General features: G+C 61.9%; 28 protein-coding genes. 14 read left to right on the top strand and 14 right to left on the bottom strand.

All coding sequences use genetic code 11. From position 1 onward, the window contains the following. Positions 1–69 precede the first annotated feature (69 nt). Both RE429_RS14050 and RE429_RS14045 read left to right on the top strand, forming a co-directional pair. On the top strand, positions 70–1,524 hold the full coding sequence (locus tag RE429_RS14050) for an ATPase domain-containing protein (RefSeq protein ID WP_414471366.1): 1,455 nt from the start codon (positions 70–72) through the stop codon (positions 1,522–1,524). A gap of 22 nt (positions 1,525–1,546) precedes the next feature. Further along, the gene (locus RE429_RS14045) at positions 1,547–1,912 is read left to right on the top strand and encodes a response regulator (protein ID WP_414471365.1); all 366 of its coding nucleotides are present in this window, start codon (positions 1,547–1,549) and stop codon (positions 1,910–1,912) included. A 332-nt stretch (positions 1,913–2,244) separates the two neighbouring features. On the opposite strand, the gene RE429_RS14040 is transcribed toward RE429_RS14045, so the two are convergent. The 12 genes from RE429_RS14040 to RE429_RS13985 all read right to left on the bottom strand — a co-directional run bounded on the left by RE429_RS14040 (position 2,245) and on the right by RE429_RS13985 (position 9,573). Next, on the bottom strand, positions 2,245–2,925 hold the full coding sequence (locus tag RE429_RS14040) for a hypothetical protein (protein WP_414474205.1): 681 nt from the start codon (positions 2,923–2,925) through the stop codon (positions 2,245–2,247). Positions 2,926–3,186: 261 nt separating this feature from the next. Continuing rightward, positions 3,187–3,492 (bottom strand): hypothetical protein, encoded by a 306-nt coding sequence (locus RE429_RS14035; RefSeq protein ID WP_414471364.1) that lies wholly within the window; start codon positions 3,490–3,492, stop codon positions 3,187–3,189. A gap of 644 nt (positions 3,493–4,136) precedes the next feature. Next, positions 4,137–4,439 carry a 30S ribosomal protein S21 gene (rpsU, locus tag RE429_RS14030; protein WP_414471363.1) on the bottom strand — a complete coding sequence of 101 codons (303 nt, stop codon included), beginning with the start codon at positions 4,437–4,439 and terminating at the stop codon, positions 4,137–4,139. Between the two features lie 83 nt (positions 4,440–4,522). Continuing rightward, entirely contained in the window at positions 4,523–4,717 is a 195-nt protein-coding gene (locus RE429_RS14025; RefSeq protein WP_414471362.1) for a hypothetical protein, read from the bottom strand. Between the two features lie 67 nt (positions 4,718–4,784). Further along, positions 4,785–5,144, bottom strand: coding sequence for a DUF6481 family protein (locus RE429_RS14020; protein WP_414474204.1), 360 nt, complete (start codon positions 5,142–5,144; stop codon positions 4,785–4,787). A 37-nt stretch (positions 5,145–5,181) separates the two neighbouring features. Continuing rightward, positions 5,182–5,382, bottom strand: a complete 201-nt coding sequence (locus tag RE429_RS14015) for a hypothetical protein (RefSeq protein WP_414471361.1) — start codon at positions 5,380–5,382, stop codon at positions 5,182–5,184. A 107-nt stretch (positions 5,383–5,489) separates the two neighbouring features. Beyond that, a complete protein-coding gene (locus RE429_RS14010; protein ID WP_414471360.1) occupies positions 5,490–5,699 on the bottom strand; it encodes a cold-shock protein in 210 nt (69 codons plus the stop codon). A 344-nt stretch (positions 5,700–6,043) separates the two neighbouring features. Next, on the bottom strand, positions 6,044–6,271 hold the full coding sequence (locus tag RE429_RS14005) for a hypothetical protein (protein ID WP_414471359.1): 228 nt from the start codon (positions 6,269–6,271) through the stop codon (positions 6,044–6,046). Positions 6,272–6,383: 112 nt separating this feature from the next. Beyond that, entirely contained in the window at positions 6,384–6,593 is a 210-nt protein-coding gene (locus tag RE429_RS14000) for a cold-shock protein (protein ID WP_414471358.1), read from the bottom strand. Between the two features lie 392 nt (positions 6,594–6,985). Then, complete coding sequence (locus tag RE429_RS13995) at positions 6,986–7,234, bottom strand: ParB N-terminal domain-containing protein (protein ID WP_414471357.1); 249 nt, start codon at positions 7,232–7,234, stop codon at positions 6,986–6,988. Positions 7,235–7,669: 435 nt separating this feature from the next. Beyond that, the gene (gene otsA / locus RE429_RS13990; protein WP_414471356.1) at positions 7,670–9,079 is read right to left on the bottom strand and encodes an alpha,alpha-trehalose-phosphate synthase (UDP-forming); all 1,410 of its coding nucleotides are present in this window, start codon (positions 9,077–9,079) and stop codon (positions 7,670–7,672) included. A 245-nt stretch (positions 9,080–9,324) separates the two neighbouring features. Beyond that, a complete protein-coding gene (locus RE429_RS13985; RefSeq protein WP_414471355.1) occupies positions 9,325–9,573 on the bottom strand; it encodes a DUF6894 family protein in 249 nt (82 codons plus the stop codon). Positions 9,574–9,823: 250 nt separating this feature from the next. Between RE429_RS13985 and RE429_RS13980 the strand changes: the two genes are divergently transcribed. The 4 genes from RE429_RS13980 to RE429_RS13965 all read left to right on the top strand — a co-directional run bounded on the left by RE429_RS13980 (position 9,824) and on the right by RE429_RS13965 (position 14,660). Next, positions 9,824–10,222 carry a HigA family addiction module antitoxin gene (locus tag RE429_RS13980; RefSeq protein ID WP_414471354.1) on the top strand — a complete coding sequence of 133 codons (399 nt, stop codon included), beginning with the start codon at positions 9,824–9,826 and terminating at the stop codon, positions 10,220–10,222. Further along, positions 10,164–11,660: an ATPase domain-containing protein gene (locus RE429_RS13975; protein WP_414471353.1), complete on the top strand. Its 1,497-nt coding sequence runs from the start codon at positions 10,164–10,166 to the stop codon at positions 11,658–11,660. The genes RE429_RS13980 and RE429_RS13975 overlap by 59 nt, the downstream gene beginning before the upstream one ends. Positions 11,661–11,662: 2 nt before the next feature. Beyond that, positions 11,663–12,751 (top strand): sensor histidine kinase, encoded by a 1,089-nt coding sequence (locus tag RE429_RS13970; protein ID WP_414471352.1) that lies wholly within the window; start codon positions 11,663–11,665, stop codon positions 12,749–12,751. Between the two features lie 730 nt (positions 12,752–13,481). Continuing rightward, positions 13,482–14,660, top strand: coding sequence for an acyl-CoA desaturase (locus RE429_RS13965; protein WP_414471351.1), 1,179 nt, complete (start codon positions 13,482–13,484; stop codon positions 14,658–14,660). Between the two features lie 254 nt (positions 14,661–14,914). Here the strand turns inward: RE429_RS13965 and RE429_RS13960 are convergent, their stop codons facing one another. Both RE429_RS13960 and RE429_RS13955 read right to left on the bottom strand, forming a co-directional pair. After that, complete coding sequence (locus tag RE429_RS13960; RefSeq protein WP_414471350.1) at positions 14,915–15,322, bottom strand: integrase arm-type DNA-binding domain-containing protein; 408 nt, start codon at positions 15,320–15,322, stop codon at positions 14,915–14,917. A 635-nt stretch (positions 15,323–15,957) separates the two neighbouring features. Then, complete coding sequence (locus tag RE429_RS13955) at positions 15,958–16,347, bottom strand: hypothetical protein (protein ID WP_414474203.1); 390 nt, start codon at positions 16,345–16,347, stop codon at positions 15,958–15,960. Between the two features lie 339 nt (positions 16,348–16,686). Here RE429_RS13955 and RE429_RS13950 point away from each other — a divergent pair, with 339 nt between their 5' ends. The 8 genes from RE429_RS13950 (at position 16,687) to RE429_RS13915 (ending at position 25,901) form a co-directional block, all read left to right on the top strand. Further along, positions 16,687–17,943, top strand: coding sequence for an ABC transporter substrate-binding protein (locus RE429_RS13950; RefSeq protein ID WP_414471349.1), 1,257 nt, complete (start codon positions 16,687–16,689; stop codon positions 17,941–17,943). A gap of 103 nt (positions 17,944–18,046) precedes the next feature. After that, positions 18,047–18,925, top strand: a complete 879-nt coding sequence (locus RE429_RS13945; protein WP_414471348.1) for a carbohydrate ABC transporter permease — start codon at positions 18,047–18,049, stop codon at positions 18,923–18,925. A 32-nt stretch (positions 18,926–18,957) separates the two neighbouring features. After that, complete coding sequence (locus tag RE429_RS13940; RefSeq protein WP_414471347.1) at positions 18,958–19,770, top strand: carbohydrate ABC transporter permease; 813 nt, start codon at positions 18,958–18,960, stop codon at positions 19,768–19,770. Positions 19,771–19,891: 121 nt separating this feature from the next. Further along, positions 19,892–20,947, top strand: a complete 1,056-nt coding sequence (locus RE429_RS13935; RefSeq protein WP_414471346.1) for an ABC transporter ATP-binding protein — start codon at positions 19,892–19,894, stop codon at positions 20,945–20,947. 617 nt (positions 20,948–21,564) lie between these two features. Next, complete coding sequence (locus RE429_RS13930; protein ID WP_414471345.1) at positions 21,565–21,915, top strand: HigA family addiction module antitoxin; 351 nt, start codon at positions 21,565–21,567, stop codon at positions 21,913–21,915. Beyond that, the gene (locus tag RE429_RS13925; RefSeq protein WP_414471344.1) at positions 21,905–23,401 is read left to right on the top strand and encodes an ATPase domain-containing protein; all 1,497 of its coding nucleotides are present in this window, start codon (positions 21,905–21,907) and stop codon (positions 23,399–23,401) included. Before RE429_RS13930 ends, RE429_RS13925 begins: the two co-directional genes overlap by 11 nt. 132 nt (positions 23,402–23,533) lie before the next feature. Next, a complete protein-coding gene (locus tag RE429_RS13920) occupies positions 23,534–24,520 on the top strand; it encodes a sensor histidine kinase (RefSeq protein ID WP_414471343.1) in 987 nt (328 codons plus the stop codon). Between the two features lie 376 nt (positions 24,521–24,896). Beyond that, the gene (locus RE429_RS13915; RefSeq protein WP_414471342.1) at positions 24,897–25,901 is read left to right on the top strand and encodes a D-cysteine desulfhydrase family protein; all 1,005 of its coding nucleotides are present in this window, start codon (positions 24,897–24,899) and stop codon (positions 25,899–25,901) included. The last annotated feature ends 260 nt before the right edge of the window (positions 25,902–26,161 follow it).

The following is a 26,161-nucleotide window of genomic DNA, read 5'->3' as shown; positions in this document are numbered from 1 at the left end:
GGAACCGGGACAGTTCTGGCCCACTTAAGCTGAGGTCGAGCCGGTCCCGGTGTTTTGGAGGAATATTACGTGGGTGACACTCTCGCACGCCTAAAGAGCGGGGTTGCAGGCCTGGACACGGTGCTCTGTGGCGGTCTGATCGATGGCTCAGCTTACATCGTCCAAGGACGCCCAGGCGCTGGAAAGACCATCCTGGCGAACCAGATCGCGTTCACGCAGGCAGCGTTAGGTCGCAGGGTCCTCTATGTGACGCTCCTGGCAGAGACCCACGAGCGCTTGTTCCAAACACTTTCGCCCCTTGGCTTCTATGACGCCGCCAAGGTCGGCAACGGCATCAGCTTCGTCAGTGTTTTCCAAACGCTTAAGAGCGAAGGACTAGGCGCAGTCGTCGAGACCCTAAGGCAGGAAATCAAGCGACAGAAGGCCAACCTGCTGATCTTCGATGGCCTCTTGAATGCCCGCGACGCAGCAGGCGGTGATCTTGATGTCAAAACCTTTGTCGCTGAACTGCAATCGCATGCGGCCTTTGCCCATTGCACGGTTCTGTTCCTTACCAGCGCCCAGATCGACGATTCCAGCCCGGAACATACCATGGTCGACGGAGTGATTGAGCTCTCCGAGGAAACGACCGGGGTGCGTTCCGTCCGGCAGCTCCGGGTCCGCAAGTCGCGAGGCAGTGCAGCCATCGGCGGCTACCATCAGTATGTGATTTCGGATAGCGGACTAACGATATACCCGCGGATTGAGGCAGTCCTTGCCCGTCCGACGAATGATCATTATCCCGAACTCACGCGCGTCCCCATCGGCATCGGCGGCCTTGATCCCATCATAGGGCCGGGCTTGCCGCAATCGTCCGTTACCCTCCTGATGGGCCCGACAGGCAGCGGAAAGACAACGTTCGGTCTGAACTTTCTGGGTCAGGCAACCGATGAAGAGCCAGCGCTTCATTTCGGATTCTACGAGACACCCGCGCGACTGGCGCGCAAGGGCCGTTCCGTCGGTGTGGACATCGCAGCTCTGGTCGAGGGCGGCATGCTTGAGGTCATCTGGCAGCCCTTGACCGAAAACCTGTTGGACGAACTCGGTCATCGGCTGCTGGACGCGGTTCGTCGGCGTGGGGTCAAGCGCCTGTTCATTGATGGCCTAGGCGGCTTCCAGCGCGCGGCAGTCCCGCCAGAACGGCTGGTCGAATATCTTGCGGCTCTGACGAATGAGCTTCGGGCTCTGGGCGTCACGACGCTTGCCACATGGGAAATGCGGGACCTCTTCGGCTCTCAGATTACGAACCCCTCTCCAGAGTTTTCGGGCATCATCGACAACCTTTTCCTGCTGCGTCAGACGGAGCTTCAGTCTGAGCTCCGTCGTGTGCTGGCTGTGATCAAAGTTCGCGACAGCGCGTTCGATCCACGCCTTTATGAAGTGACGATCACCGAGCGCGGGCTCGCAATCGGTCAGCGGCTCCAAGGGGTGGAAGGTGCCATCACAGGCACAGCCCATCCCGCCTCCACCGGTCGTAAGACTTGATCAGGAACGAGGACGCTGCATTGTGACAAAGATCCTGGTCGTCGATGACGAGTTTCTTGTAGCCGACATGGTGACGTGCCTGCTGGAAGACGAAGGGTACGAGGTGGCGCAGGCGGCTCACGGACGCCAAGCCCTGGCCATGATCAAAGCAGAACGCCCGGGGCTCATCATTACCGATTTCATGATGCCGCTCATGACAGGTCTTGAGTTGGCCGAAACTCTAAAGTCCTTGCCGGAGTATCGCGATCTTCCGATTGTTCTGATGAGTGGGGCGCAAGGGGCGATCGCACGGGACCGCCACGATCTGTTCGCGGCTGTCTTCGATAAGCCGTTTCAGAACGGTCGCCTTCTCGAGACAGTGCGGGAGCTCATCGGCACAGCTTTGTAGACGCGCCATAGAGCATGAGGTTTTGTGGAGCAACTATGGAGCGCTCGAGAGCAGCCATCATTGATGGGCAGGCAGACGTGCTGAGATGGCAGGCTTGTGAACGTGATTCATCACTGGATAGCCCGCCTACAGCATCGGACGTGACATCGGACCCCCATCCGATGCTGTCAGTTGATGCTTTTGAGCATCTTTTCACGCAAAACCGGTTCCCACTTTTGCGTCCGATGCTCTAGAGCCTTTTCCGCAAAAGTGGATGCCGGTTTTGCGAAGAAAAGGCGTCTTTCTCAAACAACAGGAGCCTTTTCCATGAACCGAAGTTCATGGAAAAGGCTCTAGCCACCCTGTTTGGCCGCAATCCAGATCGTGTGTCTTGCGCCCCTACGGGTTCCGTGGGCGCGAGCGTTGACCTCATCCACGCCAAATCCCGCCTTGCGCAGGCGCTGGGTGAAGGCTTTATTCGGTGCCGATGACCAAACGGCAAAGACGCCACCGGGGGCCAGCGCTGTCCGAGCGGAGCTTAGCCCCGGCAGGTCGTAGAGGCTGTCATTGGCCCGGCGTGTCAGCCCTTCGGGCCCGTTGTCGACATCCAGCAGGATCCCATCGTAAATGGACCGGCTCGATCTTATCAGGTTGCCGACATCTCCTTCGACGATGCGGACGCGCGGATCGGTAAGGCAATCGCCGAATACTTCGGCCATGGGACCACGGGCCCATGCCACGACCGCGGGTACCAGTTCAGCCACAGTGACCTGAGCATCGGGTCCCAGTTCAGCGAGCGCAGCACGAAGCGTAAAGCCCATCCCCAACCCACCGATCAGGATTTGTGGACGCTCGCGGCCCCGAAGTTTCAGGCAAGCTAATCTGGCGAGCGCCTCCTCGGAGCCACTGAGGCGGCTGTTCATCAACTCGTTGCTGCCCAGCATGATGGAGAACTCGGCCCCACGCCTCTTGAGGCGCAAGTCGCCCCGGTCGCCCGGAATTTTTGCCGTGTCGAGTAAGACCCAAGGAATCATGAAAAGCTCTTCGGACAGCACTCCCTGTTTCACGGGACCATGCACAGTCGATTGGATATATCGGGAACGCCGATCAATGGACGCACGCTCGTCCATGCAATTGGCCAATGCAAGACACCTTTTTCTCGTGATCCTGGCCAATCGATGCACGAAGCAGGGCCTTTCACAGAGCGATGCAAGAGGGCGCTATCCCTTACCGCGTTGTTCGCCCCTGTCCATGGCAAGCCTCCGTCTGTCAGTCAGTTCTCGGGTGAAATTGTCTCACTCCCGTGTCGAGTTGTCGAGCAGATGGTCGAAATCGGCCAGCACGCGGTCGATCAGCTTGCGGCGGCGCTGATCGCTTGCATCCAAGCTCCGTGCAAAGAGGCCAAGCAGATAGCGTGCCTTCTCAACCGCCTCGTGCCAATCCGAAGCGGGTGCGGCTGCCAGCAGATCTTCGAGGGCAGCTTGTCTGGTACGCAGTGCTTCCTGATCGGCTTCGACTTCTGCCCGGAGCCGTCGGAGGTCGGTTGCCTTCTGAGCCGCCATGCCGCGATGAGCATCGAGATTGGTCGGTTGATCAACCATGATCCGTTCCTTTGCGTCTGTTAGCGGCGTATCCCTGGAAAGTCGGCGCCTAAGCACGTTCGATCGGCAGGCACGGCGTCTTGGCCAATCGCTCATTCTGTCCAACGGTTGTAGGCGTCACGTCGTGCCGCTCGCAAGCTCCAAGCGATGTCGTGTTGGCCTTGCGACGAGATGCGTCTTGCAAAAGCCTAAGTCGTTCTCTATCTTGGGTCAATCAACCGACGTGTTCGGCCTGCTCTCCCTTGCTCGTGATCGAGCGCCGAGCCCGCTTTCCGTTCCAATCGATTGCTACTCTTCAGTCTGCCGAGGCGGGCTTAGGCGTCGTTGCTTTGCCTTCGACATTCTCAAACACGAAAGGTTGCTCGGAGCATGATCCGATGCGCCAACAGGAATCTCATGTCTACTTCAACACAATCTCAGCTTCCGAAGCACAAACCGCAGCCACCGAAAGACATCCCGCCGGTCAAGGTCGCGGCCAAACCACAACCATCCAGCCTCTCGCGCGAGGAACTCCGCCACATCATCGAGATGATCGGCTGACTTTCCAGGTTCGGCTCTGACGATTGAGGTGCCAAGTGACGCGCAATTCTCCGTGCGCCACTTGGAAAGCCCAGGCTCAAGACGAGCTTCTGCCTCGGAGCAGGCTAAATCTTCGGCTCTGCCGCCGGAGTGGGGGATGCGGTGCTGGGAACTGCTGCGGGCCGACGCGGTCCGGAAAAACGGGGTTTGGGCTTGGGAGCGGCGATCAGCCCCTCCCGGATGGCCTGTTTACGGGCCAGTTTGCGGCTGCGCCGCACGGCTTCCGCCTTCTCGCGCGTCTTGCGCTCCGAGGGTTTCTCGTAGGACTTCCGTGCTTTCATCTCGCGAAAGATCCCTTCGCGCTGCATCTTCTTCTTGAGCACTCTGAGCGCCTGATCGACATTGTTGTCGCGTACCGAGACCTGCAAAGGATGTCCTCTCTATTCGTTGTGTCCGGGCCGTCGCAGCATGCGACGGCCGGAGGGTAGCCAATAAGCCCGAGAGACTGGCTCTACGTGCTGCGAATTTCGCCCTCGCGGACGGCTCTTTCGATCGAACCTGCTTTGATGCGGTAAGAAACCTCGCCGGTCTGATCGGCCGGCATCAGCCGTACGACCTCGTAAACACCAGCTGTGGTCGTCTGGGCGTCAGAAAAGCCGGGCTGCTTCAGCCGGACCAGTTGCCGGACCTTGAACTTGTGAGACATCGGTCAATCTCCTCGTTGCTGAATGAACTGGATGGAACGCAGTCATCAGGATGTGGCTCGGTAGAGGTCACGACTTCCGTGCTTTGCGGGCTGCGTAACGGGCATCACGGGCGGCCTTGCGCTCGGCCTCCAGCTTGACCTCGTTCGCGGCCATTTCGACAGCCGTGCGTGCTTCCTGCTCGGCTTGTTCTGCCGCGAGGGCCTCACGCTCCGTAGCAAGGCGGGCATCCTCGGCCAGGCGCTGGGCTTCCCGCTCAGCGATGCGAGCATCCCGCGCCGCGCTCACGGCCGCTCGACCGGCCCGCCGTTCTGCAACCGCCGGATCATCTGGCCCTGGCCGCTGACGAAACCTGGCCGCCATGGCCTGCTTTGCGTCTCTGGCGGCGCTCAGGCGTTCGCTAAAATCTTTCTGCTTCATTCCACTTATCGATCTCAATGCGGATGCCTTGTCTGACCTGTGCCGACTATCGGACACGCCTGATGCTGGTGATCGTGCCTTCCGGCAGGGAGCCTTGCTCCTGCTGGGCTTGGGCGATCACGCCGATAGCCCAGGTATCGTTCGCCTTTGCTGGATCATCGATCCACAGATAGGCCGTGCGGCCATCCTCAAAGTTCACCATGAACATGACCGATTTCGCAGGAGGGGCTTTTCGAAACGTGTACATCGCTACCTCACTTGGTTGACCATCGAATGACGGAGCTTTGCAAAGAAAAAGCCGCTCCACCCGGGAGCGGCTTCGGAGAGGCGCTTATGGTTTGCGCCCGATCATTCTCAGGCGTTCTCGATATTGTTGACGGCGATCTTGCCGGAGCGGCGGTCCTCGGCCGTATCGAAGGAAACCTTCTGGCCTTCGACGAGATTGCGCATGCCGGCGCGTTCGAGGGCGGTGGCGTGGACGAACACGTCCTTGCTGCCATCATCCGGCTGGATGAAGCCGAAGCCCTTCATGTCGTTATAGAATTTCACGGTGCCCGTGATCATGGGAATAACCTTTCGCGGTTGATGCGGATGCACGTGAGCGAAAGCACACGAAAGTGCGACCTCAACTCGGTTCGTCGATGATTTGGAGAGAGTCTGAACGTGCGCCTGGCAGTGCCAACAGCGAAACGGCCCGATTGTCCGGCCAAAGTCGATAATAAAAATATAGGCCTTAACCCGAGTTTTTTCAAGAGGCGGCTTTGAAATTGCGGCAGAACCGGACTGTCTGACAAGATTTTCGCGCGCAACTCGCTAGAAAATAGTCTGATGAGATCTCGGAAGCGGACGATTCCACCGTAAACCATCAAGATCACGATGGGAAATTCCTGCGCGGCGGCCAGTTCACGCTAAATGGGTGAACGTGTGATCTTCTTGATCGTAATGCGGGGCCGACCGGCTTTCTCGGCGATGGCGTTGTCCTGCTCCTCGATAGCTCTCCTGGCCGGTTCATCACCGTCAAGCCCGCCCAGAAGGGAGCGTGGAACACGTCGGTTCGAGCTACGGGAGCCATCCTCATAGAGTACGTCGAAGAGGGCATAGCCGCTCTCGACCGGTTTAGAGTTCTTGCGGGCCAATTTTCGTGTTCCTTTCCTTGGCTCGGCGCACCAGGCGGTACCGCCTGCAAAAAGCAGAGGCCGCCTTAGCTAAGGCGGCCTCCATTCCGAAACGTGGGACCAGAGGGCTTGATCAGGCCGTCTTCAGGTTCGAGGCTGACTCCTTGCCGGTGCGGCGGTCGGACTCGATCTCGTAGGAGACCTTCTGACCTTCAGCCAGACCACGCAGGCCCGCGCGTTCAAGTGCGGACACATGAACGAAGACGTCCTTGCCGCCAGCGTCAGGCTGGATGAAGCCATAGCCCTTTGTTTCATTGTACCACTTGACTGTACCGGTTGCCATGACGAGTTCCTTTCCCTGTTCATGATCAGGTGGGGCCAAGATGCATGAACGCCTTGGCTTGGTGGGTATCGATGCTTGGGGAGGTCGTCCGTGCGGATGCTCGGTCAGCGCAGCAGCTCAGTCGTCGGCCAATTCTCGATGCCGGAACGATAGGGCGGCATGCTGGCCGTTACAAGGGTCTGCTTCAAGGGGTGACAGGCACGAGGATGGGATCGAATGAGGATGCGGCATCCTCCTGCGCGCGCCCGGCTCGTATCGCCCTCAGGCTCTGCAGGGGCGAGCACCGCGCCACCCGCAAAGGGCCGCGGCCTCGGTTCGAACGCGATCTGCCCCCTGTCCGGCTCCGTCCAAGGCCTGTGACTGAGCTGTTCCGCTCCGGCGCCGAACGCCGATCAATGCTTCCGCGCCTGCACCAGATATGCCGGGATCGTGGTCTCTCCGAGGGCCTTGCAGGCTTCCAGCCGATGCAGGCCCTCGACCAGGACGAACCGCTGGCCGTCAGGCCGCACGAGAATTGGCACTTCCTGCCCCTTTTCCATCATGCTCTCTGCGAGGGCTTCGACTTTCTTGGAATCAATCGTCTGGCGCCGCTGCACCGGCACATAGATGTCTTGGATTGCAAGTGTCTGCCTCTTCATCATCTCGGCCGCTCCAGCCCTGTCATGATCCCTCGTAGCTTATCCGGCACAGGAGGGGTTGCCTACAGCATCGGACGTGAAATCAAACTCACGTCCGATGCCGTAAGCCTCTTCTTTCGAGCATCTTTGCACGCAAAACCGGGACCCGCTTTTGCGTTCGAGGCTCCACTTGCTTGAGCATCTTTCCACGCAAAACCGGGACCCACTTTTGCGTTCGATGCTCTGGGAACACTGACGATCACGATACGTGCGCGAACGGTGTCAGCTTGGCAATAAGCAGGGATGGCGGCGCTGGACGTCCCCAACCGGAGATACACCCCTGAGCAAACTCACAGCACCGATCATGCTTCTTCTCCTGTTTCACCCGTTTTGGCGCCTGCAAGGGTAGTCCTGCAAGGGTAGTATTGGCCGGCACGTCGAGAATCTTTGACATTCGCCCTAGACTGGTGCCGGGCTCCGCGCCTTGCCGGCTCTCCGCTGGCCCGCGAGTTCCTTCAGAAAGGCATTGGTCCACCAGGAGATGTCATAGCGCCGGAGCACCTCCATCATCCGCCGCCAGCGGGCGATCCGCTCGACCTGGTCCATGTGGAGGGCCGTGTTGATGGCCTCGGCTACCTCGAACTTGTCGTTGGGGTTGACGATCAGAGCACTGCCGAGCTGCTCCGCAGCCCCGGCGAACTTGGACAGCACCAGCACACCGGGATCTTCCGGATCCTGCGCGGCCACATATTCCTTGGCCACAAGATTCATGCCGTCGCGCATGGGGGTGACGAGGCCCACCCGGGCGATGCGATACAGACCCGCCAGCACGCTGCGGGGGTAGGCGCTCGTCACGTAGTGGATCGGCACCCAGCCAGGCTCACCGTGCGCCCCGTTGATCCGCCCGAGGGTCTCGCTCACGGTTCGGCTCAGTGAGGCGTATTCAGGGACCTCGCTGCGGCTCGTCGGAGCGATCTGGAGATAAGTCACGCGGCCACGCTGATCGGGGTTGCTGATGAGAAAGCGCTCGAAGGCTTCCATTCGCTCGGGGATGCCCTTCGAGTAGTCCAGGCGGTCGACTCCAATGATGAGGCTGCGTGAGCCGAGGTTGGCGACGGTCTGCTTGATCAGGCGATGGGTGGCAGGGCGGCGGGCAGCCTGCTCGAAGCCGCTCATGTCGATGGCAATGGGGAAGCCCTTCACCCGTGTCTGGCGGCCATCGAGGACGATCACGTCAGATGCGCGCTGGGCGGCATCGAACTCCTGGAGGATGCCACGCCGGAGGTTGTCCGCATCCCGCTCGGTCTGCACGCCGACGAGATCGTAATCCGTGATCGCACGCAGCAAGTCCTGGCTTCCGGGTAAGGTTCCGATGACCTCCGGAGCGGGCCAGGGAATGTGATGGAAATAGCCGATCCGGTTGGCTACGCCCAGCGCCCGCAGCTCGGAGGCCAACGGGATCAGATGGTAATCGTGCACCCAGACGAGATCGTCCGGCCGGATGAGCCGCGCCAGCGCGCCTGCGAAGGTCCGGTTGACCCGCAGGTAGCCGGCGTAGTCCGCGCGGGAGAATTCCGACAGACCAATCCGGTAATGCATGACGGGCCAGAGCGCCCGGTTGGCAAACCCGCTGTAATATTCCTTGCGGTCCGTGGCGGTCAGATCCATCAGGGCATAGCGCACATGGCCCTTGTCGATCATCTTCGGCTCGGTCGATGGATGGGCCGAAACTCTACCGCTCCAGCCGAACCATAAACCGTCCTGGCCCTGAAAGGCTTCGCGCAGAGCAACCGCCAGACCGCCGGCGGAACCCTTGCCGGTGGGATCGGGGATCGACACCCGATTGGACACGACGACGAGGCGGGGCACAAAGCTCTCCGGGCTGTTCAGAGACAGGCACTGTGAGGTATTCGATCCCGGCTGGTCTTGTCATTCATTTCCGATCAGGGCGTTTCGGAGGGTGCGAGCCGGTCGGGCGATCCGGCAGCTTGCGAGATTTTTCAATCACCCGCTTCGTCTCTTCGATCGTCTGCCCGGCCGGCCTGAGAGAGAGCTGCACGGAGCGTTTGTGAGCGCTATGGTTCCGTGGCTGGGATTCTCGACCCGCCCTCGGCTCACCCATCCTGATGTTCGAGCCAGTTGGACGTGAGTGAAAGAGTTGCCTGGAAAAGATACTGTCCGCTCGCGTCTCTGACCTTCACGGTGAAATCCCGCTGGTCGCCATCGGGTAGCTCATCGCGAGCGATGTCCGGCAGCACTTTGATGGCGGCATCGCGCATCGCCTTGCGGCTCGGGCACAGGTTTCCCACCTTGTCGCGGGTGAAACGCTCACCGTCGTGAATGTCGAAATAGAAGCGGTCCATCGGACGCTCCCCTCTGCTGCAGGCGGGAGCGCACGCATCTCTCGGTCGCCGGTGCCTGAAACACTCATCCCGGCGATGTGGGACAACACCGGGATGACGGTTCCGTTCGGACGCGCCCCTCAGATACTTGAGATACCTTACTTGAGATACCTGCATTCCACGATATACCGCGCGGCCGTGCAGGCCGTCCTCTTGCTTCCGGCGTGCTGTCGCCCATAACGCTACAATCAGCTCTACCGAAAGCAGGATCATGGCTCCAAACCGCGATGCCTGCCTACAGCCCCCGCTCCATCCCGGTGGGATGCTTCGGGATCACGTGCTGCCCGGCCTTGGCCTTTCCGTCAGCCAGGCCGCCCGCGAGCTTCGCGTTGCCCGCCAGACCCTCCACCGGGTTCTGGCCGGAACGGCCGCGGTCAGCCCCGAGATGGCCGCCCGTCTGGCCCGCTTGTCGGGAACCACCCCGCAGTTCTGGCTCGATCTCCAGCAGCGCTACGACCTCTGGCATGCCGAACAGGCGCTGGCCAGGGTGCTGGCACTGATCCCGACCCATTCCCTACCGCCGGCCGTCCAGGCCGAGATCGGACTTTTGCATGATCGCTCAATCCAAGTCCCTCCCCAAAGCGCAGATCGGCGTCGCGGGCCTCGATGACATTCTCGCCGGGGGACTTGCCCCGGGCCACGTCTATCTCCTGGAAGGCAGCCCCGGCACCGGCAAGACCACCATCGCGCTCCAGTTCCTTTTGGCGGGTGCCAAGGCGGGCGAGACCGGCCTCTACATCACGATGTCCGAGACCGAGCAGGAGTTGCGCGAGGGCGCGGCTTCGCACGGCTGGTCCTTGGACGCTGCCATTCGGGTGTTCGAGCTCGTACCGCCCGAAAACCTGCTCGACGACGAGCATCAGCAGAGCCTGCTCTACTCGTCCGACCTCGAACTCGGCGAGACCACCAAGGCGGTGTTCGAGGCCATCGACCGGGCCAAGCCGGTGCGGATCGTGCTCGACAGCTTGTCCGAGATCCGCCTGCTGGCCCAGAGTTCCCTGCGCTATCGCCGCCAGATCCTGGCGATGAAGCACTACTTCGCCACACAAGGCGCAACGGTGCTGATGCTGGATGACCTGACCACCGACACCAACGACAAGACCGTCCACAGCCTCGCCCATGGCGTCATTCGCCTGGAGGAGATGGTCCCAATCTATGGGGCCGAACGCCGCCGCTTGCGGGTGATCAAGTACCGTGGCCAGTCCTTCCGGGGCGGCTTCCACGACTTCATCATTGCCGAGGGTGGTGTCCAGGTCTTTCCGCGTCTGATCTCCAGCGAGCACAAGACGGGCTTTGCCCGTTACGTGCTCACCAGTGGGATCGAGGAACTCGACGCCTTGCTGGGCGGCGGGATTGAGAAGGGCTCCAGTACCCTGGTGATGGGACCCGCCGGATCGGGGAAATCGCTTCTCGCCGTCCAATTCGCGGTCTCTGCCGTTCAGCGGGGCGAAAAGGCCGCCTTGTTCCTCTTCGACGAGGAGCTCGGTCTCCTGCTCGACCGAACGAAACTGATGGGGATTGATCTGGAGGCGATGTGCGCGGCCGGGACCCTGTTCATCGAGCAGCTCGATGCTGCCGAACTCTCGCCGGGCGAGTTCACGCACCGGGTGCGCGCCCGGGTGGATCGGCATGGCGTCAAGACCATCGTGATCGACAGCCTCAACGGTTATCAGTCTGCCATGCCGGAAGAGCAGTTCTTGGTGCTGCACATGCACGAATTGCTGCAATACCTGAACCGGCAGGGCGCCTCGACGTTCCTGCTCGTGGCCCAGCACGGGCTTGTGGGCGACATGCAGGCTCCCGTCGACGTTACCTATCTCGCCGACACGGTGATCCTGCTGCGCTACTTTGAGGCCTTCGGCCAGGTGCGGCGGGCTTTGTCCGTCATCAAGAAGCGGTTCGGCTCGCATGAGAACACCATACGCGAGATCCGGGTCGACGGCAGCGGGATTGCGGTCGGCGAGCCGCTCAGAGGCTTCCAAGGCGTGCTGCGCGGCGTGCCGGAGTTGGTAGACGAGGATCGTGCCTCTCTGCTGGAAGACCGTTGAGCATGGATGCCTTGGCTCATCCCCACGCGATGCGGGCCGTCATCCTGGCGCCGCACGGGCGGGATGCCGCCGTCGCGGCCGATATTCTGCGCACCGTTGGGATCGCGACCCAAATCTGCCCGAATCTGCCGACCTTGGTCCGGGAGCTTGAACGAGAGGCAGGCTTTGCGCTCATCACCGATGAGGCTTTCCGCACCGCCGACCTGACGGATCTGTCCCGCTGGCTGGCGGCCCAGCCCGCCTGGTCCGACTTTGCCTTCGTGCTGCTAACCCAGCGTGGGGGCGGGGTCGAGCGTAATCCTGCTCTGGCTCGCCTGACCGAGATCCTCGGCAATGTCACCTTCCTGGAGCGTCCGTTCCATGCCGGAACCCTGGTGAGCGTGGCCCGGACGGCCCTGCGGGGGCGGGAGCGGCAATACGAGGCGCGCGCTCGTCTGGCGGAAATGCACACGGCGGAAAAGCGCCTGACGGCCGCGCTCGACCAAGCCAGGCGTGCCGCCGAGCACCAGCAGTTGCTCATCGGCGAACTGAACCACCGCGTGAAGAACACCCTTACCACGGTGCAGTCCATCGTGACGCAAACCTTGCGCACGAATGCCGCCTCGGAGGACGCAAAGGAGGCGGTCCAGATGCGGCTGCTCGCCCTGTCACGGGCGCACGACGTGCTCACCCGCGAGAGTTGGGAGGGCGCCGACCTGATCGAAGTCGTCACGCGAGCGCTGGAGCCGTACCAGACCTCGAACGAGAACCGGCTTCGCATCGCTGGGCCGCATGTGCGGCTCACGCCCCGCATGTCGTTGGCGCTGGCCATGGCGCTGCATGAACTGGCCACCAACGCGGTCAAGTATGGAGCTCTGTCCAACAAGGTCGGCATCGTGGAGGTGTCGTGGACGGTGCAGAGCGGGGCTGCGCCACCCCGGTTGAGCCTACGCTGGGCCGAGAGCGGCGGCCCGCCGGTGAAGGCACCGCAGCGGCGCGGATTCGGCTCGCGTTTGATCGAGCGCAGCCTGGCGCAGGATCTCGATGGGCGGGTGGAGATCGCCTTTCCTCCAACAGGTGTCGTGTGCACGGTTGATGCCCCTGTGGTCTAGAGCCTTTTCCGCAAAAGTGGATGCCGGTTTTGTGAAGAAAAGGCGTCTTTCTCAAACAACAAGAGCCTTTTCCATGAACCGTGACCTGCTGAGGCAGGCTCTGCAGGAACTGGTGCGCCTGAAGATCGCTGCGTCGGGCCGGACCCTGGTCCTGTCCCATCTCTATGCCTCGGCGCTGGAGGAATGAGCCGACCGGCTTGGGGTCGAGCCGCGCAAGCTTGAGAAGCTCGTGCTCGTCAAGGAGGCACTGCCGAATCGGGCATTCCACTGGCGGCACACCCTGCTGTCGCTGGCTTTGAAGGTCGCCATCCACACTTTTGGCATAGCGTTGGCCCATTCCAGACGGTCGACCGGGGCCCTAGGGCTCACCGACACACCTCGACAGTCCGTTATCGTGCCATGAGAGGAGGCCGAGGCCATTGTGGTGTCTGCCAGTAGAAGGTCTCAATGCGGCGCGAGGCGGAAGAAGCGCTTTGGTCTGTTTCTGGTGCGGTGAGTGGAGATTCGGTTCATCTGCTGTGCCGCTCGTCGACCTCTTCCGGATGTTGTAACAAGGAGGAGCCAGATAGTCCGCCCTTTCGGGTGGGCCCCTCCGGCCTCTCGGCCAGCGCCCACTAAGTCGCATGAAGCCCGGCTTTCCCTGGATATGGGTTACAGCTAAACAATGCCATGCGCGGGCTTGCTCCGCTATCACCATGCCAAGCGCCACCTATCATCTTATGGGTTCAGAATGAGTTCCACGTCTCCTCCGAAGCAGCCGCGCCATGACGATCACCCCGTCCACGACGACATTGTCTATCCTCAGACGATCCCCTTCATCCTGGTTCACCTGGCCTGCTTTGCGGCCATCTGGACGGGTGTGACCTGGCAGGCAGCCGCCATCGGTGTCACCCTCTATTGGCTGCGCATCTTCGGCATCGGCGCAGGTTATCACCGGTATTTCTCTCACCGCTCCTATGCGACCGGCCGCGTCCTCCAATTCATTCTGGCGTGCCTTGCCCAGAGCACCGCTCAGAAGAGCGTGCTGTGGTGGGCCGCCAAGCACCGGCACCATCACCTGTTCTCGGATACCGAGCACGACGTGCATTCACCGCGTCACACCGGCTTTCTCTTTGCCCATGTGGGGTGGATCTTCGCGCGCAAGCACGACACCGTTGATCTCGTGAAGGTGGGCGACTTCACCAAGTATCCGGAGTTGATGTGGCTCCACAAATACGAGCTCGTTCCTGCCGCCGTGCTTGCCGTGATGACTTTCCTGATCGCCGGCTGGCCGGGCCTCGTCGTCGGCTTCTTCTGGAGCACGGTGGCGGTCTACCATGCCACCTTCTGCATCAACTCGCTGGCCCACGTGCACGGCTCGAAGCGTTATGTCACGGGCGACGACTCCCGGAACAACTGGCTGCTGGCCTTCTTCACCATGGGCGAGGGCTGGCACAATAATCATCATGCCTATCAGGCCAGCGCGCGCCAGGGCTTCCGCTGGTGGGAGATCGACCCGACCTTCTACATCCTCAAGGCGCTCTCGTGGATCGGCCTGGTATGGGATCTCAAGAGTCCGCCCGAAGCGGTGCTCAGGAACGAGCAGAAGCTCGGTTCGCGAGTGATCGACCGGGCGGCCGCCGATCTCGTGGCGACCTTCAATGTGGAGAGCATTTCGGCCAAGGTGAGCCATGCTCTGGAAACCACCCCCAGTCTCACCGATCTCCGGGTGAAGCTCTCCGCCGCCCAGCACAAGGCGCACGAGGTGCTGGCCCATGTGCATCTGCCGCATGTTCCCACGAGGGACGAAATCTTGGCCCGCGCATCGACCATGTTCGTGAAGACGCGCTCCTTGGAGGACATCGCCGAACGGGCGCACCGCATGATCCTGGAAGCGGTGGGCACCCGGCTGGTTGCCGCGGCAGGGTAATACAGGAGTCCAGAGGTCGCCATCGATCTCGCGCCATCGCATGTGCGCGACCTCGTCCCGGCACTGGGCCGTCGGCAGCAAAAGCCGAACGAAGGGGCCAAAGGGGTAGGGGATCTGCTGCAGGGCCTGCCAGAGGGCTTTGATCTCGCCATCGCTCAGCACCCGGTCGCGGCCCCGGGCGGCGTGCCGGTTGAACAGCTTGGGGACGACCGCCAGCACATGGTCGGCCAAAGCAGCGCTGCGTCTTTCCGCGATCACATCGAGGAGGGCGTCACCTCTGAGCGTTGGATCTCGGTGGTCGGGCGCGATCCCCATGCGGGCAGAACATCGTCCCGGAGCCTACGCTCGTACTCGCGCCATCTCCTCGGGCACGGCTTGGCGTGGCGCTCGATGAACGTGGTCGCAATGGCCGCGACAGAGGGGGCGGTCGTCCGCTTTTGCTTCTGGGTGGCGCGCAGGGCTCCGGCGTGACGCAGCGCGCGTTGCGTGACCGGGTCGATGCCTTGGGCCAGCTCGCCCTTGACCTGAACGGCGATGCTCCGAGCCTGATCGGGAGTGGGGCTCTCGCCATAGGCTCCAAGCGTGGAGCGCCGAATGCGCCCAGCTCGTCCTGGCGGACAGCGGTACTGGACCACACGCCTCTTTCCTCGAACGGACTTCATCGGTGGCCGTCCCTGCATCGGAAGCCGATAGGGCATTGCGGATTGTCGGCGCTGGGCACCCAGACCGGCTCGGGGTATTGTTCGATTGCACATTCCGAACCGGTCCCGACGAAGCGTTCATAGGTGAAAGGACCGGTGTCAAGGACGACGGCGCCTCGCCGCAGAACAAGCTCGCGGTTGGCGGAGCAGGTTCGTTGCGAGACCGGCGGCCCGATCTGGGCCTTGGCGGCCGTCGTCCCCAAGCCGAGGGCAAGGGCGGCTAGCAGGATCCTCGTCACGGTTCCCTCCCATGCCGCAGCTCCCCGACCAGGGCCGGGAGCATCGCCAGCGAAGACCCTGAAGGCCAGCGTGGCCGAGCCAGGACGGCGAATGAGGTCGCGCTTCCGGAGTTGCGTGAGCCGTTTCCGAACGCGCGGGTGCTCGAGATCGAACCGCACGTGCCGTCCGTGGTCTCCTGGGCGCATAAGTCACCCCACCGAGGCATTCTGCGCCGAGGGCACTCTAGGGACAGCCGAGAGGTCTGCTTGTCCGAAGGAGACATCGGATTGACAGATTGCGACGGTCGGACGGCCGCATGTTCCTGAAAGGTGGAAGGCAGACCTTCGGCATCGGCGCCGACAGCGTGCCCGGACGGGCTATGCGGGCGGCAGTTCGAGGCCGTTCGGTAGCGAAATCCAGATGACTGTCTGCGCCTCTGGGGAATGGCGCGACAGGTGGCCCTTACCGTGTGTGTCCTCAACCAATACGAAGCTCCCCGCCGGAACGTGGCGCACCTCTCCGTCGCTCGTCTCGTATTCGACAGAACCATCCAGCCTGACCGTCAGCACCGGCTCCGGGACCGTATGCCAAGCAACCTCGCGCATGCCCGCCGGGATGTGGGTGATGCGGACGCGGGACGCCGGATAGCTGGCTGTCACGTCGAACGGCACGGCCTCGGGGTGCACCGACCGCTTCGTCGTGGGCAATTCGACCTCATCGAAACGCGACTCGCCGTCCGCGGTGGCATAGATGCGCAGGCACTTCATGACGGCTGACTCCTTCTGGTTGGGCATGCTGGTTGGGCATCCTGGTCGGGCATGCCGAAACGAAGCATGCCTCCCATGAAGGAAGCAGTACAGCACCGATCTTCGATTCCGGAACGAGCCCAAAGCGAACGAACGGCGTTCTGCCGACAGCAAGGCTGAGGGCTTGAGAGACCGGCCTGGCCCATGCATCGGTCGCTTGCCGTACGAGATGGGCGGCTGTATGAACGGCGGTAGCCCTGCAGTGGTTGTGGGCCTGCGTTCCACGCGCGCTTATCGCCGAATGGCACAGAATCCGGTGCCGCGCAAGCGTACTGCTGCACCGGCCCAATGGGAGGAAAAATGAGAGCGACTTTGAAATTCAGCCTAGCCATAGCCCTCGGACTGAGTCTGAGCGGGGGAGCGCTGGCACAGACGAAGGAAATCCGTGTCCTTCTGGCCAACCATCCGTATGGCGACATTATCAAGGCGGCGATTCCGGAATTCGAGCAGCAGAGTGGCATCAAGGTCAACGCCGAGAGCCTCCAGGAAAGCCAGCTCTCGACCAAATTGACCACTGAGTTCGCCACGAACTCGTCCTCGGTCGACGTGTTCATGACGCGACCGCTGCAGGACGGGAAACTCTTCGCCAAGAACAAGTGGTATGAACCCCTGGTCGGCTACGATTTCTCGGATTACCCGGCCAATACGGTGAGCATCGTGACATACGACGGCAATCCGAACATCGTTCCTCTGGTGACCGAATGGCAGGTTCTGTTCTATCGCAAGGACCTTCTTGCCGCCGCGGGCCTCAAGGTTCCGACGAATTTCGACGAGCTGGCAGCCGCTGCGGAGAAACTCAACACCGGAGGTGTCGCGGGCCTCGCTTCCCGTGGGAAGGGCGCAGCGGCCGTGACCCAACTCTCCAGCTACATCTATAATTTCGGCGGCCAGTATCTCGACAAGGGCGTGGCGGTCTTCGATTCGAAAGAGGCCGTCGATGGCATCCGCTATTATGGCAAGGTGATTGGAAGCTACGGCCCCCGCGGCGTGACGTCCATGTCGTGGGAAAACATCCTGCCGCTGTTCCAGGCAGGCCGTATCGCCATGTGGACGGATGCGTCCGTCTTCTATGGCCAGATTACCGATCCCGCAAAGACGTCGCTCGGGGCGGACAAGATCGGTATCGCCAACTTCCCTGCCGGGCCAAAGACCAACTCCCCCTTCTACGCGACCTCTTGGGGGCTCGCCATGGCCAGCCAATCGAAGAAGAAGGATCTGGCGAAGACCTTCCTCGATTGGGCGACCAGCAAGGAACTCGCCGCCAAGGCGATGGTCGCCAACATCACCATGGCAAGGACGTCGGTTTGGGAAGATCAGGCCGTCGTGGCCAAGGTCGATCCCGGCCTCGTCGAGACGCGCGCGTTCGTGGCGAAGAACGGCTATCCGACCGATCGGCCCTTCATGAGCGCCGTCGGCGAGGCCCGCGACCTGATCGGTGAGATCGTTCTTGAATCGATCAACACGAAGGGCGCGTCGCCGCAAATCGACGAGATGGCCAAGGACCGCGCCGCCAAGGTCAACAAGCTGCTGCGCGACACGGGCGAATACGGGCAGTAAAAGCACCGAAGTGCCGTGCCGCCTTCGGGCGGCACGGCACCGATCTAAAGTACCTGGATCTGAACTACCTGGCGCGCCTCGCGCTTGCACCCGACGAGAATTCATGACCCATAACAGCTACGCGGACAGCAATATCCGTTGGATCTACCCCCTGCCGGCGATCCTATTCGTCGCGCTGCTCATGGTCTTTCCGGTCGTCTACACCACCTATATCAGCTTGACGAACTGGACGCTGACGTCGGGTGCTCCACCGTCTTTCGTCGGCCTCGACAACTACGGCCAGGTGTTGATCGAGCCCCGCTTTCTGCAGGCGCTGTGGCGCACGATGGTCTTCACCATCTCGGCCGTGGCCGTGGAGGCCGTGCTCGGGGTGGCGGCCGCACTGTTGCTGAATCGCGCCTTCGTCGGTCGGAACGTGGTGAAGCTTCTGCTCCTCCTGCCTCTGGTCGCGACACCGGTCGCGGTGGGGATCGTGTTCAACCTTTTCTACGATCCGACGATCGGGTTGGCGAATTACGTTCTGGAAACGCTCGGGCTGCCGACCAGCGCCTGGATTTCCGACGCCAGCACCGTCCTCTTCTCCCTCGTCATCGTCGATGTGTGGCAATGGACTCCCATGATCACGCTGATCGTGCTCGCCGGCCTCGCGGCTCTTTCCGATGAGCCGGCGGAAGCCGCGCGGATCGATGGCGCAAACGAATGGCAGATCATCCGGCTCATCACGATCCCGATGGTGATGCCGGTCATCGTCACGGCCGTCATCCTGCGCCTGATCGATGCCCTCAAGACCTTCGACATCATTTTCGCGATGACAGGCGGAGGCCCGGGCTACGCCTCGGAGACGCTCAACCTCATCGGTTACAAGTACAGCTTCGAGTATTTCCGCATGGGACAGGCTGCGGTCATCCTGGTGGTGCTCTTTCTGGTCGTCCTTGCGTGCAGCGTGGCTATCACACGACTGGGCAAGCGAACGGCGGTCTGACCTGTCATTTCGGCGCGGGACGAGAATCGATCATGAAAAAAATTGGACTCAAGGTTCTATTCTACTGCGCAGTCGTCATGCTGGCGACGATTGTACTGCTGCCATTCCTTTGGATGCTGGTCTCCTCGGTCAAGACCCAGGTCGACATCGTCGCCTGGCCGCCCAAATTCGTCTTCAGCCCAACCTTCCAGAACTATTACAGGGTCTTCGGAGAGCAGGATTTCATCCGGTACTTTATCAATTCGACGATCGTTGCGGTTTTCTCAGTGGGGGTCTCACTCCTGCTCGGCCTTCCGGCGGCCTATTCCATCGCACGATTTTCTCAACGGCGGCTCGCGCTGGTGATCCTCCTGGCGCGGCTGATGCCGGGCATCTCGTTTCTGATGCCGTGGTACATCATTTTCTCCCGCCTCGGCCTGATGGATACCTACGTGGCGCTGGTGCTGAGCCACGTTCTGATCGCCCTGCCGATCGTGGTCTGGATCATGTCGAGCTACTTCGAGACCATTCCCCTGGAACTCGAGGAGTCGGCGATGGTCGACGGCGCGACGCGCCACTACATCTTCCTGCGGATCATTCTTCCCCTGTCCGGACCCGGCATCATCACGGCCACGACGTTGGCATTCATCTTTTCCTGGAACAACTTCCTCTTTTCTCAGGTGCTCAGCATGGAGAAGACCAGGACGCTGCCGATCGCCGTGTTCAATTTCCTCTCCTATGCCGATATCGACTGGGGCGGCGTCATGGCGGCCTCCGTTACGATCATGGCGCCCGCCCTCGTCCTGACGATGATCTTCCAGCGCTACGTGGTGAGTGGCCTGACCATGGGAGCCGTCAAGGGATAGCCCAGGGCAGGGCGTTCCCGGCGGATTGTTCTTCTTCTCCAACCAACGGCGTTTGTACCGCTCTGGCGAATGGGCCCTACGGTGGCTCTCTCCGCCGATGCGACAGCTAAGGACAACTGACATGGCTTCACTCCAGATCGTCGATGTTCGCAAGGCCTACGGCCAGACCCAGGTCATCCACGGCGTCGACATCGCCATCGACGATGGCGAATTTGTCATTCTCGTCGGGCCTTCCGGCTGCGGAAAGTCGACGCTGCTGCGGATGATCGCGGGGCTCGAGAACATCTCCGGCGGTGAAATCCGCATCGGGTCGCGCGTCGTCAACGATCTCCCGCCGAAGGACCGCGACATCGCGATGGTGTTCCAGAACTATGCGCTCTACCCGCATATGACGGTCGCGGACAACATGGCTTTTTCGATGAAGCTGAGGAGGGCGCCGAAGCCGGAGATCGAAGAGCGCGTCGGCAAGGCGGCGCAGATTCTCGGCCTGACCAAGCTCCTCGACCGCTACCCGCGCCAGCTCTCGGGCGGCCAGCGCCAGCGCGTCGCCATGGGCCGCGCCATCGTGCGCGACCCACAGGTCTTCCTCTTCGACGAGCCGCTCTCCAACCTCGACGCCAAGCTGCGCGTGCAGATGCGTACCGAGATCAAGCAGCTGCATCAGCGCCTGAAGACGACGACCGTCTATGTGACGCACGACCAGATCGAAGCCATGACCATGGCGGACAAGATCGTCGTGATGCACGACGGCATCGTGGAGCAGATCGGTGCGCCCCTCGACCTCTACGATCGTCCGGCAAACCTCTTTGTCGCCGGCTTCATCGGCTCGCCGGCCATGAACTTCCTGAAAGGTCACCTTCAGGGAGGGCGCTTCGTCTCGGACAGCGGCACGGCCCTGCCGGTGGCGAATGCGCCTGCAGCCTCGGATGGGCAGCGGATCATCTATGGCATCCGGCCGGAGCATTTCATTCTCGACGACTCGAACGGTTTGCCGGCCGAGGTGGCTGTCGTAGAGCCTACGGGATCGGAAACGCAGGTCTTCGCGAAATTCGGCGGCTCCGATGTCGTCGGCGTCTTCCGCGAGCGCGTCAACGCTCAGCCCGGCCAGCAGATCCGTGTCACGCCCGATCCAAAGTTCGTTCACCTCTTCGATGAGCAGACCGGCAAGCGCATCTAGAGCATCGAACGTGAAAAGTGGGCACCGGTTTTGCGTGAAAAGATGCTCGAAAACATAGAGCATCGGACGTGAAAAGTGGGCGCCGGTTTTGCGTGAAAAGATGCTCGAAAACATAGAGCATCGAACGTGAAAAGTGGGCACCGGTTTTGCGTGAAATGATGCTCAAGAGCCATGATCGGAGACCGACGCCATCGGATGGGGGGCGATGTCACACCCGATGCTGGAGCGGACGCGCCTTGGACTGCGTGAGGCGCTGACGTCAGCCCCGTCCTCTGCGACGGCAATCGAGCCAGGTCCATGGCCGGCCGTCTCCATGACGGTTCCGGATGTCTTCCCTTGGCAGATCCCGGAAGAGGCATCTTGGCGCGCCCATGAGGTGGTGGGCGGACCTTCATTTCACCGGCTGTTTCGTTATTCCATGACTCGGGGCTGATCTTCGCGCCCTGGAATGACGAGGAAAAACCAAACGTTCAAAAACCAAACGTTCAAAAACCAAACGTTCCTGGAGGCCGGGTAGGGCGAGCAGATGGATCTCGAATGCTCGAAACGGCGGCAGCCCTTGTTTTCGGCGACCTGTCACCCATAACGCTACAGTTGGTTGAGTCCAAGGTAAGCGCATGATCCGCCCCCGAGATGCCCTTGCGGTGTCGCCGCCCCATCCAGGCTGGATCCTGCGTGACCGGATCCTGCCTGGCCTTGGGCTCTCCGTCAGCCGGGCTGCCCGGGAGCTTCGCATCGCGCGTCAGACGCTCCATCGCGTTCTCGCCGGGACGGCTTCGGTCAGTCCCGAGATGGCCACTCGTTTGGCTCGTCTCTCGGGCACGACGCCTCACTTCTGGCTTGACCGGCAGCAACGGCACGACCTCTGGCACGCGGAGCAGGCACTCGCCGGCGTGCTCGGGCAGATCCCGACCCACACCCTTCCAGCCGCCCTTCAGAAAGAGATTGGACTTCGTCATGACCGGTAAGCCTCAACCCTCCCCGAAAGCGCGGACCGGGGTTGCAGGGCTGGACGACATCCTCATCGGAGGGCTGTCACCCGGACACGTCTATCTCCTGGAAGGCAGCCCCGGCACCGGCAAGACCACCATCGCGCTCCAGTTCCTGCTCGAAGGAGCGAAGGCCGGAGAAGCCGGGCTCTACATCACCATGTCCGAGACCGAGCAGGAGCTGCGCGAGGGCGCGGCTTCGCATGGCTGGGCCCTTGGCGATGGCGTTCAGGTGTTCGAGCTCGTGCCGCCGGAGAACCTTCTCGACGACGAGCACCAGCAGAGCCTGCTCTACTCGTCTGATCTCGAACTCGGCGAAACCACCAAGGCGGTGTTCGAGGCGATCGACCGGGCCAAACCGGTGCGGATCGTCATCGACAGCCTGTCCGAGATCCGGCTCCTGGCGCAAAGCTCCTTGCGCTACCGCCGCCAGATCCTGGCAATGAAGCACTACTTCGCCAAGCAAGGCGCAACGGTGCTGATGCTGGATGACCTGACCACGGATGCGAACGACAAAACCGTTCACAGCCTCGCCCATGGTGTCATCCGCCTGGAGGAGCTTACGCCGACCTACGGAGCCGAGCGCCGCCGCCTGCGCGTGATCAAGTACCGCGGCCAGTCCTTCCGGGGCGGCTTCCACGACTTCATCATTGCCGAGGGCGGTGTCCAGGTCTTTCCACGTCTGATCTCCAGCGAGCATAGGACAGGCTTTGCCCGCAACGTGCTGACCAGCGGCATCGGTGAACTCGACGCGCTCCTTGGCGGCGGCATCGAGCAGGGCTCCAGCACGCTGGTCGTGGGGCCGTCTGGGTCGGGCAAATCCCTTCTGACGGTGCAGTTCGCTGTTGCTGCCGCTCTCCGTGGGGAGAAGGCGGCCCTGTTCATTTTCGACGAGGAGCTTGGTCTCCTGATCGACCGAACCAAGCTGATGGGCATCGATCTGCAGGCGTTGTGCGCCAGCGGCAATCTGTTCATCGAACAGGTCGATGCCGCTGAGCTTTCGCCGGGTGAGTTCACCGACCGGGTGCGCGCCAGGGTTGATCGCTCGGGCGTTAAGACCGTCGTCGTCGACGGCCTCAACGGCTATCAGGCCGCCATGCCGGAGGAGCAGTTTCTCACCCTGCATATCCACGAGCTGTTGCAATACCTCAACCGGCAGGGGGCGTCGACCTTCCTCACGGTCGCCCAGCACGGACTTGTCGGTGACATGAAGTCTCCCGTCGACGTCACTTACCTGGCCGATACCGTGATCCTGCTGCGTTACTTCGAGGCTTACGGCCAGGTTCGGCGGGCGATCTCGATCATCAAGAAGCGGTTCGGCTCGCACGAGAACACCATTCGCGAGATCCGGATCGACAGCAGGGGCATTGCCGTGGGAGAGCCTCTCACGGGCTTCCAAGGCGTTCTGCGCGGCACGCCAGTCTTCGCCAGCCACGACCGTGACCGGCTGCTCGAAGACCGTTGAGCGAAGACTGTTGAGCGAAGACTGTTGAGTATGAGCGGCAATCCTCAAATGTATTCGGAGCGAGCGCTCATCCTGGCGCCGCACGGGCGGGATGCGGCTGTTGCGGCGGACATTCTACGGAGTGTGGGGATCATGGCGGAGATTTGCCCCGATCTGCCGGCATTGGCGCGCGAGATTGCCCGTGGGGCCGGCTTCGCCCTGGTCACGGACGATGCGTTCCGCACGGCCGATCTCAAGGATCTGGCGCGCTGGCTGGCGGATCAGCCGCCATGGTCGGACCTGGCCTTCGTGCTGCTGACCCTGCGCGGCGGCGGGGTCGAGCGCAATCCAGCGCTGGCGCGGCTCTCCGAGGTTCTGGGCAATGTGACCTTTCTGGAGCGCCCCTTTCATCCCGGAACGCTGGTGAGCGTCGCCCGCTCGGCTTTGCGGGGGCGGCGGCGGCAATATGAGGCGCGGGCCCGGCTGGAGGACCTGCACCAAGGGGAGGAGCGCCTCAGGACCGCGCTTGATAAGGAAAGGCGCGCGACCGAGCATCAGAGGGTGCTCATCAATGAGTTGAACCATCGGGTGAAGAACACTCTCGCAACGGTGCAGTCCATCTCGGCCCAAACCTTACGGACGGCGGACGGCAAAGAGGAGGCGCGCGAGGCTTTGGAGATGCGTCTGTTGGCTCTGTCCCGAGCCCATGATGTGCTCACGCGCGAAAGCTGGGAGGGAGCAGACCTGGTCGAAGTGGTCGCAAACGCCCTCAAGCCTTACGAGATTCCCGGGGAGACGCGATTCCACATCGAGGGGCCGCACGTGAGAGTGACGCCGCGCATGTCGCTGGCGCTGGCAATGGCTCTGCACGAGTTGGCAACCAACGCGGTGAAGTATGGCGCCTTGTCCAACAAGGCCGGCACGGTCCAGGTGTTATGGACCGTGCAGAACGGGGCCGCGCCGCCCCGGCTGAGCCTGCGCTGGACCGAGACCGGAGGCCCGCCCGTGGTGGCTCCGCGCCGGCGGGGCTTCGGGTCGCGGCTGATCGAGCGCAGCTTGGCGCAGGACCTGGATGGCCATGTGGAGATCGCGTTTCCGCCGACCGGCGTGGTGTGCACCGTCGACGCTCCTGTGGCGTAGGTCCACGACCGGGGGCAGAAGCCTGTGCAGCGGTCTGGTTCCGGTCGCCCGCGATGTACGAATATTCCCTCCGGAACATGAAAGGAGGAACGAGCGGAGATCCGGCACAGGTTTCGAATGCCGCCTTGGCAGATCGCGTTGAAAAACTCGCCGACGTCTGTGTGGGAACCGATCGGTGTCCGCCGAACGGATGAACTCGGCTTCGCTGGTTCGGGCCGCCTCTTTCTCCCGATCACCGTCCATGGTAGCACCTTGCAGAAGCACCTTGCAGGAGCACCTTGCAGGACGACCTTCAGCGCCAGCGCATCGTGCGAAAAAGTGGACCCGGTTTTTCGCAAGAGCGATGCGCTCTTTCCAAGAAGGGAGCATCGAATTGATGCTGCACGAGAGATTTCCCCGCGTAGAACTCTCCCAGTGGCCGACCCCGATCGAGCCGCTCGACCGACTGTCCGCTGCCCTCGGCGGTCCCCGAATTTCCATCAAGCGGGACGATTTCGGCAGCATCGCCATGGGCGGCAACAAGCTGCGAAAGCTCGAATATCTGTTGGCCGATGCGCAGGCGAAGGGATGCGACGCCATCGTGACATCCGGGGCTTTGCAATCCAATCATGCGCGACTGACGGCCGCCGCGGCGGCCAAGCTCGGCCTGGAATGTCACATCGTCCTGATCGACGAAGTCCCTGACCGACGACCGGCGTATTACAATTCGGCGAACCGGCTGATCGACGATGTTGTCGGGGCCGAGGTTCACCTGGTCCGGCGAGAGGACAGCCTTGCGGAGGCGGTCACTCGCTGCACCGAACAGTTGCAGGGCCAGGGAAAATCGCCCTACGTCATCCCCGTGGGCGGCTCCAACCCGATCGGCTGTCTGGGCTACGTCGCCTGCGCACGGGAAATCGTCGAGCAGGAGCGTGTGCTCGGACGGAGCTTCACGCATATCTTCGTCGTATCGGGATCCGGGGGGACGCATGCGGGTCTGCTCGCAGGCCTTCACCTCTCGAAATCGACATCGGAGTTGATCGGCGCGACGATCTCCCGTCCGGTCGAGAAGCAGCGCCCGATCATAGAGGCTCTGGTGGATGGCGTCTCAGCGTTGCTCGGCATCGATGCCGCCGCCAAATCGGCGATCCGCCTCGACGACAGCATGTACCTTCCCGGCTACGGACTGCCCAACGACGCCTCCCGCGAGGCGATCGCTTTATGCGCGCGATACGAAGGGATCTTGCTCGACCCCGTTTATACCTCCAAAGCGATGGCGGTCGTCATCGACGATATCAGAACGGGCCGCTTCGGCCCGAAGGACGATCTGCTTTTTATCCACACGGGTGGCGCACCGGCATTGTTCGCCTATCAGGAGATGTTCAGCCGAACCGCGTCGTGAACGGTTCAGCGAAAGGGTAGAACCGTCACTCGTCGATCCGCGGGAGACATTCCGGCGCCCTCGTTTCGTCAAGCCGTCGCGCGTTCGGGTTCGCGCTCGAGGATCCACCGACGCAGCATTTCTGCGATCTCGGCGTTGTGTGACGGGTCGCCGGTTGCGCGTGAAGGCGGCAGGCTTGCTTCTTCGATTGAGGAGTCTGCTGACACGAAATGGAAACGATGTTGCTGTTGTTTCTACTTGAAATTTTAACAACCACCAGG

This window comes from Microvirga sp. M2, assembly GCF_047497095.1.
In the GTDB taxonomy this organism is placed as follows: domain Bacteria; phylum Pseudomonadota; class Alphaproteobacteria; order Rhizobiales; family Beijerinckiaceae; genus Microvirga.
This window is presented reverse-complemented; position numbering and strand designations above follow the sequence as displayed.